We start from the raw sequence: 10,705 nt of genomic DNA, 5'->3' as shown, positions 1-10,705 counted from the left end.
AGATTGCCGGAGCAAAGTTAGCCGCGTTACAGCAGGGGCGCCGTCCCGTTTGAAGGCAGCCGCGAGCAGGCCGTTGGCGGAATACCAGCCAGCGATTGGCCCTGTTGCGGCTTTAGGCTATTGATCAAAGTTTGCCGCGATTTGCTCAGGGCGCGCCATCGTCTCCCGACCAGCTCGCGCAAGCTCCCAACATCTGGTACCCGGTCGGTGCCCAATCTGGGCGCACTCCGATTCCGAGTAATTCGTGGGAAGTGGCGCATTCCGCACCGGGCACTCCGTAGGGTGTGAGTTTGCTCCTCAGGATGGTTGTTTGTCTCGAAGCTCCCTCCTTCAGGAGCTCAAGGCGGTCCGGTATTCACGATCAGATATTCTGCTCAAGGGACGGGTCTCGAATCCGCCACGAAAGCGAGCAATGTGAGCGGAGCCTCAAGCCCGCGAATCCGAATGCTGTCAGTTCTAAATACAAAATGATGTTGAGCCGCCGGGGGAAGCTGCTTCTGTGCGCGCTCGTATTTAACGGCCTCGTGTGGGCGTTTATTGGGTGGGTGATCTGGCGGCTGAGCTAGATAAAATGAACCAGCAGTAAATGCACCAATCCGGATGCGATCCAGCCCAATAGGCAGATCCAACCGAAGCGCAATGCCAATACCAAAGCGCCGAATGCGGCTAGAAGCCAGTTCCAGTCAATACTGACGTTTGATCAAGGCATCGCATTGGCGGTGACGACAAGGTTCTATTTCGACTGTCAGGAGGCCGGGCAACGACCAACCAACACGGAGGGAGCTCCTGAGCGTCGAAGAAGCAAAGCATGGGGCGTTTCTAGTGGTTGCAACGAACTGCACCACCAAGAAGCGCTAGCGCTTCGATTTCCTCTTGCTCTTCTTCGCGGTCTTCTTAGGGTGCTGCATTCTTGGCGACCTTCTTGGGCGCCTTTTTAGCCGCTTTCCTGGCAAGCTTCTTCGCCCCCGCAGCTGCGACTTCTTGCGACGAAAGATCGGCGGTGGAACAGAGGTCGGCTTCGGTCGCTTCAGGAAGGTAGATTTGTTGGTTGGTCTCTCCGGCAGTCACATCGGGCGTGCGCTTTACAGCATCTGCAGCAGCGGTTCAGGCGGTGTCCACAACTGTCTGGCAATTCCTTCAAGTAATGATTTTTTTGCCATCGGGCCCTCCTCAGTCGGGGCAAGATTCTCATCTTTTGTTTCGGTGGGGGATTGATACCCATGCTGGCACGTCCCAAGAAGGGCTCAGCAATGACAGCACAACCCCGAGGCCCCCGGGATTGCTTGCGCAGCTGCGAACCAGAACTAGGTAGGCGACCTCAGCTTTGGAAGGGTGATAAAAGCTGAGGCCACCGCCAACGCTCGGGATGGAGGCGAATCCAAACCAAGGCTGAGCAGTGGTATGCTGCCTCTAAGTTGAAGCCGGTCCACTTGTGAACACCGGCCGAGGATTGATTGCCCGTGCTTTACAAGCTGTAAACGCCCGGGCGCCCAAACTCTTTCTTCGCTATCCTTGCTGTAGAGCCGACTAGAATCAGGCGATCTCTCCTTGCAGTCTCCTCGAAGGGTTTTCGAGGCATCAACCATCAATCCAGTTGTATCCCTCTTTCAGTACCTTTCGCTCCGGGCTTTCGGAGAAAGCGGCGCCGGCAATGATTTTCTCCCTGGCCGCAGCCGGCTCGGCATCGACGGCTTGTTAAGGGTGCTCAAAGCTGCGGTTCCCTATTAGACGTCCGAACTACCAACGAGCTGCACCCGCAGTGGTGTTGGAGGACCGGGCCAACTTGACCAATTTTAGGAACCGGCGTCGCGTTGCCAAGTTTTTCCGGCGTGTTTCATGGGCTTGGACAGGGTGATGGGGACGAAACAGATTGCGACCGCCACTGCAATTGCGGCGATCCTCGCGTTGGAGATCGGATGGATCGCTGCTTTGGACTGGGCGGCGCGCCACCTCGCGCTGTTTGTTCTGTGAACTGCGCACCGGCAGGAACGGCTGACAGCCCCTTTCGTGAACGCATGCGCAGGTGCCTGCAGCGCGCGCAGCCCGGGTGCAGCCCTGTCAACTCCAAAGCGGCAGCCGGCGGCGGAGGCAGGCCCGCAGTGCTTTTCGATGCCGTGGACGCGCGTGCGTGCTGGCTTGCCGGCCCTTCCGAGCGGGTAGGACCATCCAAGGGTTGGCTGCTGTGACGTACCGTTAAGGAGTTGGAGAGTGCGCGTGAGGGAGGGCACGCACACTTTGAATCCATAACGAAACGTTCAGGGGCCACGAGCCCCCGACCAGCATAATGACAAGTAAGGCGCTACCGACCTCCAAGTGAGGTGCCGTCATTCAGATTTGCAGGCTCCGAGCGGCGACGGGAGCAGCAGGAACAAATCGGTGTCCGCTTCGCTTACATCTGGCATGAAACAGACATTCGCATACCTGGTAGCTACCATGCTCTCGATGGTTACGGCCGCAGCTCACACCCAGGGTATTTCGAACGCTCGTGATGGAAGAGGCAACCTCATCGAGCGAGGTGCGACCACGCGGACTTATCCGAGCGTCCCGATGGCAAACAGCTCTATGCCGCCGGCTCCAGTGGAGGGGTACGTCGTGGTGGTTCCGCGTCCCCGAACCGTAGTCATCAGACCCCACCGCTGATCCGCTGAGTTGTTTTGAGCCGCCAAGGCCACCGCAGCGGCCGTCGCGAATTAAGCAGTCCGCGGGGTCGGCGGGTTCTCTGGCGCACCCAATCGTCGGGCAGCATCCGCGCTTGCAACCGGCGCGTGGTGCCGGCTAGAGTCTCGGCGCGCTGGTGACGTTAAAGCCGACCATTGCGGTGCGAACATTTCGGAGCTTGCGCCTTTTTCATAGTATCTGCCGAAGCAATTGTAGCGCTCAGGTAAGCCCGCGAACCTACTAAATCGCGCAGCGAGCCACTATTGCTGAACTACGGGGCCAATTTCGCCTCGCACTCAGGGAGCGTAACGAAAACAATAGCACAGGCGAGCCAGCTGGGCGCGAGCGGCGGTGCTGCAGGTATCGCCGGCGGCAATCGCCCGTTTATTCGTGACTTCGAAACGCTTTCATGTTCGCGTCGGGCAATAATGAAGCTCGCTCATCGTGTGTGATGGGTGGAAACACCAACGTGGCGAATAACTGCATCGCCTGTCTCGGGCCTTCAAAACGCACGGAAGATGTCGCCGGAGGAAGGTGCTGGGATCGAGTTACCGACAAAGCTGCACTGCCACGTTCAGGATACTTTGAAAAGAGACCGAATCATCAGCGATTGTCGTCTCGTTTGGTCCAGTGATGCTCGCATCGGGATCGTGTTCAAACCCGATTGAGTAGGTTGTTGGTCTCAGCCCAGAATCGCGCGCCTCTCCAAATCTCGGGTGCGCATTCTCGTTATTCGGCATCGAGGCATCATGCGCAGGGGCTGCTGGGCTGTGGTGCCGGTCGAGGCCATGACATACTTGGATGCTTGTTCATCCGGCAAGTCAGCCGGCGCGATGCCGTGCAGGATCTTGCTAGCGTAGAGTTCTGAACCTCGAAAACCACTAGATCTGCGGTCATCAGGTGACGCGCCAACTTGGCCGAGCGAACCAAACCTCGAGGCCGCTAACGACTGGTCGCAGCTGTTTCTCGGAGGAGCTGGCGCCGTTCGGCGCCGCGCGACGCCGATCCGCGGACGCCTGCAGCTGTGTCGCTTCTGAAACCCGCATCATATTGAGGAATATCGACCATGATCCTCATAAAGCGGCCGATCAAGGTCGGCATGCGCGCGCGGCTGCGCGGGTGAAAAAGACCGACATGGCCGCGAAGGTTAACATTGCGATGTCGTGCTAAGCTCGACTGAAAGCACGAAGGAGGTCGTGCGCGAGTTTTAATGCAATAAGATATTAGGGAGTACGAGTTAACGTGTCTGCCCATCTCGATTGATCAACGACGATTTGAACGGCTTGCCGCCCCTGTAACCATTGAGGTATGCGCAATGCCATCGGCCATCGCAATGATCGTCGCGGCTTACGTCAAGATAAAGGATCGGCGTTCGCTGGAGGATTTGCTTTCACGCCGGCGCAAATCAATGGGCGACCTGAAGACAATCACCGGTATCAATCCCGACCTAGCCTCTGAGGCGCTCCAATACGATATCGAGGTAATTGAAGCCGGTCTCGAGCAGCTCAAACCTCCGCCAGGAGAATTACCGCAGGGCCGGCGGTGATGCTGCGCATTGCCGATGCCCCGCTGCCCCGTCCCAAGTTGTCGCGGCACCTGCCGCCGGGCGGCGACTGGGCACACGATCCCGATAACCCGTATAGCCGCAGTAACCTACGGCCGCGTTCTGGGGCTGTCCCCGGTGCGGGCGCAATTTCGTGCTGATGTTCGGAATCGGCTTCTGAGCCGCACCACTTGGTTTTCGTGCCCAACCGGCCCAAGCAGTATTCGCTTTTGGCGGGCGTCGCGATTGCTATAGTGACCGAGACGCAGCGCAGACGATACGTCCCGGACGCTCTATGCCGCCGATTAGAAGGCATAGCAACATCTATCCACCCCTCTACAGTGCGCCGCGCAAGCAACAGGAATTGCATCGATTTTACTGGAGCATCTCCACGTGGGCGTGATTTTCTACGGCCACTTACTACAAGTGCGTTGGCTTTCTCTCCATCGCTGGCTCGAAGCTGCTTTTGTCAGCCGGACTACCGCAAATAGGAATGGCTTTGCTGGTCCCATGTGACCTTGCCCCAAGTTTTATCCAGTTTTGAGTTCGCTCCGGCAGTTGGACTTGCCCTCTTGGGCGGTAGGAGCGACGGGAGCTGGCGCGGAGCCTTCGGCATAGCGCAGCGCCAGATCCCGGCGCGGGTGGCAGGTCATGGCGAACTCGGACGGGGTTCTCCATCGGAGCTGCGAGTGCGGTCGTGTGTGATTGTAATCGGCCCGCCAGCATCGCTCAATGCTGATTTCCTCAGGAAAGGCCTTGCAGTAGCGGTGGTGCCACCGTGCTTCCGCGCCGCGAAACCGACCCCTCTGACCCCGCTCGTCATTCGTCCCCGTAGATTCAGGAGGGCCCGATCCGCTAACGCTTGCGCACCAGCAAAGTCCAAACAGGGGACGCACCGTCCCAGCCGCGAAGGCGCCCCGACAGCCGCACCTTCAGCCCGGCTTCCGTGATCCGCTCGACAACAAGATGCAGCGCGATCACGTCACCCTCTGACAGCTCCACACACCCACGCTTCCGCGACCACACCGCGCCCGGGAAGCGAAACAAGTTCGCCTTCAGCCATCGACCGCTTGGCTCCGACAGCGGTTGTAAGTCGACCTGAGCGCCAGCCCTAGGCCGCAGCCTAACATCTGCCCGTCGCAGCCAATTCGGCATCCAACCCATGCTAATGACTAGCCGTTACTTTTCACGTTTGTCCAGGCTTCATCCGTCTGAATGGATTCGCGCGCCCGAAGCCGAGGACGTCCGCTCTTTCAAAGTAGACCGGAAGTTTGCAGCCCCGCGCCGAATCGGCGCCTAGGGCCCTCAGCTGAAGGTCCCTGAAAGAAGTGTCTCGTCGGCTGTCAGGGCTAAACCGGACGTCGATCCGATGGGCCTCTACTGCCGCTTGTGACCGATTCTTGTTGCAATATTCGGTTAAGACAAGTCACGAAGCGCAAGCGTCACGAATCTCGGCGAGATCGATCCATGATAGGCCGTCTGAAGAATGACCGAGGTCAAGTGTCTACGAGTTTCGTCTTGGCGACGCCTCATCTGGTGCGGAAGATCGATGCTGCTCTCCATCTGTCCTGGCTTCGCGGTGAACTAGCATCTCACTATTCGTCAAATGGGGCGCCCGTCGATTGATCCGGAACTGATGATCCGGATGCTGGTCGCGGAGTATGTCTTTGCGATCCGCTCGGAACGGCTGATCTGCAGTGAAATGCAGGTGAACCTCGGTTCTGCAATCTCGGTATCGAGCGCTATCCCCGATCATTCGGCGTTCTCGCGCGCCCGCAACGAGGGCTTCCGTGATGGAGATGTTCTCCGCCGCGTGTTGGAACGGATTGTTGAGACATGCATTGCCGCCGGTCTGGCCGATGGCGAGGGGTTTGCAGTCGATGCAAGCTTGATTGCGGCCGATGCGAATAAGCAACGCTCGATCGCAGGTCAGTACTGGCGCAGGGATCGCGATCCGAGCAGATCTAGCCGCGCGGTGAAGGAGTATTTGGCAACCCTCGACGATCCGGCGTGGGGCGCCGACGTCTCGCCATCCGATCCCGGCAGCGCAGTGGACCGGCGCTCACAAGGGACCGGCATTTCTTCGCGTACTCCGAAAACTATTTCATCGACATGCGGCGTCATTGATGTCGAGGGCTCCCTCGCCATTTGTCAGGCCGAGGTCGGTGCAGCAAAGACCATGATCAAACGGACCGAGGACGCTTTGGTCTCAAGCCAGAGCGACTTGTCGCGAATACCGCTTACAGAGCGGCTCCCATACTGAACTGGCTTGTCGAGGAGAAGGGCATCGCGCCGTATATCTCAGAAAGTCGAAGCGCGATGATGGCACCTCCTCGCGGAGCGACTTTCGATATGACCCGACCGGCGACGTTTACCACCGCCCGGGTGGTAAGCGGCTTAGGACGAGCGGTACCGTGCACGAGAAACCGCAGTGCTGCCCAAAGGAAGCATCACGCAAGATCCCGCGCGATATCCATGAGCATGCCCGAGACGTTGCCCGGTCGTTCGCTGGCGCCGAGGCCTTCGAGCTCTCTCGGCGTCAGCGCAAGAAGATCGAGAGATCGAGATGAGGTTCGCACAGTTGAAGCGCATCCTGAAGCTTGGTCGGCTCCGATTGCGCGGCCCGCAAGGTGCTCAATATGGGTTTTGTTCCAGCCGCCATCGCAGAATCTGAGCCGGTTTGCATCGGTGGTCGCATGTCCGCCACCGCTCAGCTCTGGGCATCGCGTAGCGTTGCGTCGAAGTCGCGTAAAATGCGTCAGGGCCAGCGCTTCAGAGCGCGGCTCAACGAACGGCCCAGCGGCCAAGTCCATTGCAGCCGACTTTTGCAACAAAATCGACCCAAAAGAAGACATCGCACCAGGTAACGGCGAAAAGCCCTTATTTTTTAAGCTTTGACAACTGATCTGAGTCTTAGCGATCTCGCACTCAGCAAACAGTTGCTGGATCGGCCGCGCCCCCCACGGGCTACCGTCTCCCTAAGCTCTTCGAACTAGCGGTTGTGGCCGGGTGGCGACACTGTCACAAGATCGCGTACGATCTTGTCTGAGGTAACGCCTATGCTGTGTGGCACGCCGGAAGGAACAGGTAGGTGCCACCGGTAGCGCAAAAGGCGTTCCTTACCGACCCGTCCAGTCGCATTCGCCGATCGTTTAGTCGGGGGAACCGTTTTCCTTCGGCTCTTGCAAGAACTTAGGCACGTGTCCGCGGTCGCGCAGGGCGGGGCGTTCGGATGGATCGCGGCCGACTTTGGATTGCAGCTCGACGAGGTCAGTGAAGACGTCGGCCTGGCGGCGCAGCTCGTCGGCGATCATCGGCGGCTGGCTCGCGATCGTGGAAATCACGGTGACCCGCACGCCGCGGCGCTGAACGGCCTCGACCAGGGAGCGGAAATCGCCGTCACCGGAGAACAGCACCATCTGGTCGATGTGCTCAGCGAGCTCCATTGCGTCCACGGCGAGCTCGATGTCCATGTTGCCCTTGACCTTGCGGCGTCCGGAGGCGTCGATGAACTCCTTGGTCGCCTTGGTGACGACGGTGTAGCCGTTGTAGTCCAACCAGTCGATCAGCGGGCGGATCGAGGAGTATTCCTGATCCTCGATGGTCGCGGTGTAGTAGAATGCCCGCAACAGCGTCCCGCGGCCCTGAAACTCCTTCAGCAGGCGCTTGTAGTCGATGTCAAAACCTAGAGTTTTCGCCGTCGCATAGAAGTTAGCTCCATCGATGAAGAGCGCGACCTTATCGGTAGGTGAATGGAACATCTGCAGGCTTTCGGTGAGGCAGGTCGGGGTTAAAGACATCCCGGAAATTCGCGTCACAAAATTTTTGGTCGCATTCTATAGGAATGGCCACGAAGGTCGTCGAGTAGCGTCAAACGTTTCAAGCTTCAACTAATATCAGAAACATCTGGGCGTGAAACCCTACCGTAGCCCCAAAAGTCGTCTCGTCAGATTTGTAATGTATCCTATCTAATTGAAGTGCGCATTTGAGGTTTCTATGGATGAATGCTGGCGATTTTGATCTTTCGATCTGTCGATACCTAGGCGCGGTGGTGCCTGGCGATGGTCTGTCATTGACCGGTCAGGCAACCCTTTGTTGACTGGCAGCGAGTGCAGTAGGACTGCTGCTCGTTACAGGGCCACCAGGCGATCTTCCAGATATTATTGACTGCTCCCTATCGAAACCAAATCTTCAGCAGTCTAGTCGCTCGCCTCGAAGATTGAGGTACCAAGCACCTTCCCTGATCCAGGGAGAACGCGCGGGTTAATCGACGAGGGGCTAATGGACGAACGCGCCGGTCTAACGAGCTGCGTGAGGGGCTGAAGATGTCCCATGAGGTCAAAGTTGATCAGAGGCGCGGTAAGAGCAGCGGAAACGGCGCATGTGATCACTGCATTTTTCGCCCGAGGTCTCTCAGGAGCGAGTGGAGAAAATCACTCGCATGGTCGTACCGCGTGCCGCCGCTCGCGAGTTCACGGGCGCGCGGCCCCACTACACTACCGACGGTTTCTGGACCGAGTAGATCAGCTTTCTCAGACCATTGTTGAAGTAGGCGATCAGGAATGTATTCCGCAGACCCGAACAACCTCAACAGGCATTCCTCCGCTTCGGCTTTGTGATCGTGATGAGCTTTCGCCGCGTAGAAAGCGAATAGTCCCCGAAAAGCATCACGGGAAACGGCTGGTTTTGCCATTGCAATGTCCCCGCAGAATTGAATGCCCAACGAAGAGGCCACCTAAAGGGCGGCCTCAGGAGTTCACTAGGCTGATCTAAATAACACGTACTAAAACGCCTGCCGCGGCCTTGCCGTTGCTTCAGAACCCGGGTGTAAATAGATGCGAGATGAACGCCAGCCCCGGTCACAGGAGCATGCCAAGATGATTCGCTTCTGCCAACTAGAATCTGACGACTGCCGGGAAATTCTGGCAACCTCAAACCTTGTTAGTTTATTTGACGTACGAGTCGAGCCGTTCGGCGAGCCAAGTATCATGATGATCTATTCAAGCTCGAGCTCGACAACGCCGTGAGTTTGGTGAGCGACGGAGGTCGATGAAGGAAGCCCCCAGCGATGGTCGACGAATACCCCGTGGAACTTTGGTGCGATTGTCGGCGCCTCGCCTGTTGAGCCGCATCTGGCCGGAGCAATGTTCTCCGGGGGACGATTGTGAGCAGCCAAAGCATCATGGTGACTATATTGGAGCGCGAGTTGACCGCGCGGGGCGTGCAATCGTTGCGGCATTCCGAATGCATGGAGATAGTGGAAAGTTTAGTCGTTCGGTTGAAGGAACGGGACCAAGACTTAGCTGCGCGAATCGAAGAGACGGCCCCGGCTAGGAGGGTCCTGGGACAGGTAAGGCCGGGGCCGCTCCGCCAGCACGAAGGAGAGAGCTGGCGAGGCAGCAAGCCGGGCAACGATGCTAGGTTCCTACGGGCGCGCTAGTAAATCCTCGGCCCGGGTCAGGAGCCACGCAAGTACCGCTCTCGTGCAGCTCCAGCCAGCCCTTCTCAACGGCCGCACCTGATGCCGGCGCCGAACTCGGGGCCGCTTCCCTTCAGCATGAAGAGGAGGGAATAGTTGAACTTCTCAGGGTGGATCCGGGCGTCCTGTGCCACCGCGACGCCCGAAGCCAGCTGAACGAGCTGGTGGGCGCAGCCCGGATTGGTAAAAAGGCGTTCGTAACGTGCTTCATCGCTAGAATCAAAACCTCAAGCCCGTGCTTGGGCACCCCTCTGCTGGTAAACCTGTATCATGGCCGGAGCGAACGGGCGATCGGGCGACCTGGCAAGACGGCTAATGCGCCTGGGGAAAAAGCAAATTTGCTGCGGCTACATTACGCAAAAAGCGCTGTAATGCCCCCCTGAGTCGAGGGTTGCAGTATGCTATTGCTACTTCTCGCGGCCGTTCTGGTAGGCGCCCTGCTTTTCGCGGCTTTTTGCCGCTAAACCCAGCGTTAATCTGTTGCCGCAAATCCTCAGTCTGACGCCGAATCGGCACGCCAGCTAGGATAGCTTTGACTGTGCAGAGGCCGCGCGCTCACTTCTGAATTCGGAGGTGCAGCATGCTCAGCTGGGTTGCCGTGCTTTTCATTTTGGTAAGCGTTGCGGTGTTGGTTGCGCACGCGATCGATGCCATACGCTCATGGCGACCGCCAAAAAGCTGATCGCTGCTCGCCAGCTGCGACGCATGCAAGCTAGATCTCCCAAAGCTGGGCTGTTAGGCACCTCGTCCTGAACCCGGGCTAGACCCGCTTGAGGACGGCTCCTCGCAAATAAACTTCTCGGTATGAGCGCACTTCTCGCACTTGAATGCGATGAACTCCGGGCTTCCGTCCCTAGTCTCCACGCCCGCAACGATCATCGTCTTCCCGCAGAAGAGGCAGACCGGATCTTCTCCGGTGTCCAGCGGGTATATGAGGAATCCATTCTCGCTCATTGGCGCGGCACCCCCTGAAACCCGGGTTTGAACGTCTCGCAATCACGGGAAGTTCCCGACAGGCGACTATC

The 10,705-nt window shown here is 58.2% G+C and carries 5 protein-coding genes and 1 pseudogene; 2 read left to right on the top strand and 4 right to left on the bottom strand.

Going from position 1 to position 10,705, the window contains the following annotated elements; all coding sequences use genetic code 11:
- The first annotated feature begins 3,973 nt into the window (after window positions 1-3,973).
- Entirely contained in the window at window positions 3,974-4,204 is a 231-nt protein-coding gene (locus IVB48_RS11400; RefSeq protein ID WP_247400010.1) for a hypothetical protein, read from the top strand.
- Between the two features lie 527 nt (window positions 4,205-4,731).
- Here IVB48_RS11400 and IVB48_RS11395 read toward each other — a convergent pair.
- Both IVB48_RS11395 and IVB48_RS11390 read right to left on the bottom strand, forming a co-directional pair.
- Window positions 4,732-4,941, bottom strand: a pseudogene (locus IVB48_RS11395) (integrase core domain-containing protein); the annotation flags it as partial.
- Between the two features lie 115 nt (window positions 4,942-5,056).
- Window positions 5,057-5,203, bottom strand: coding sequence for a hypothetical protein (locus IVB48_RS11390; RefSeq protein ID WP_247400012.1), 147 nt, complete (start codon window positions 5,201-5,203; stop codon window positions 5,057-5,059).
- 634 nt (window positions 5,204-5,837) lie between these two features.
- On the opposite strand from IVB48_RS11390, the gene IVB48_RS11385 reads away from it, so the two are divergent.
- A complete protein-coding gene (locus IVB48_RS11385; RefSeq protein ID WP_247400009.1) occupies window positions 5,838-6,464 on the top strand; it encodes a transposase in 627 nt (208 codons plus the stop codon).
- 889 nt (window positions 6,465-7,353) lie between these two features.
- On the opposite strand, the gene IVB48_RS11380 is transcribed toward IVB48_RS11385, so the two are convergent.
- On the bottom strand, window positions 7,354-7,962 hold the full coding sequence (locus IVB48_RS11380) for an NYN domain-containing protein (protein ID WP_247400011.1): 609 nt from the start codon (window positions 7,960-7,962) through the stop codon (window positions 7,354-7,356).
- A gap of 626 nt (window positions 7,963-8,588) precedes the next feature.
- Window positions 8,589-8,894, bottom strand: a complete 306-nt coding sequence (locus IVB48_RS11375) for a hypothetical protein (RefSeq protein WP_247400008.1) — start codon at window positions 8,892-8,894, stop codon at window positions 8,589-8,591.
- Window positions 8,895-10,705 lie beyond the last annotated feature (1,811 nt).

The sequence above is a fragment of the Bradyrhizobium sp. 76 genome, from assembly GCF_023073025.1.
Taxonomy (GTDB): Bacteria; Pseudomonadota; Alphaproteobacteria; order Rhizobiales; family Xanthobacteraceae; genus Bradyrhizobium.
The sequence above is the reverse complement of the archived record's forward strand: the minus strand, read 5'-3'. Positions and strand labels throughout refer to the sequence as shown.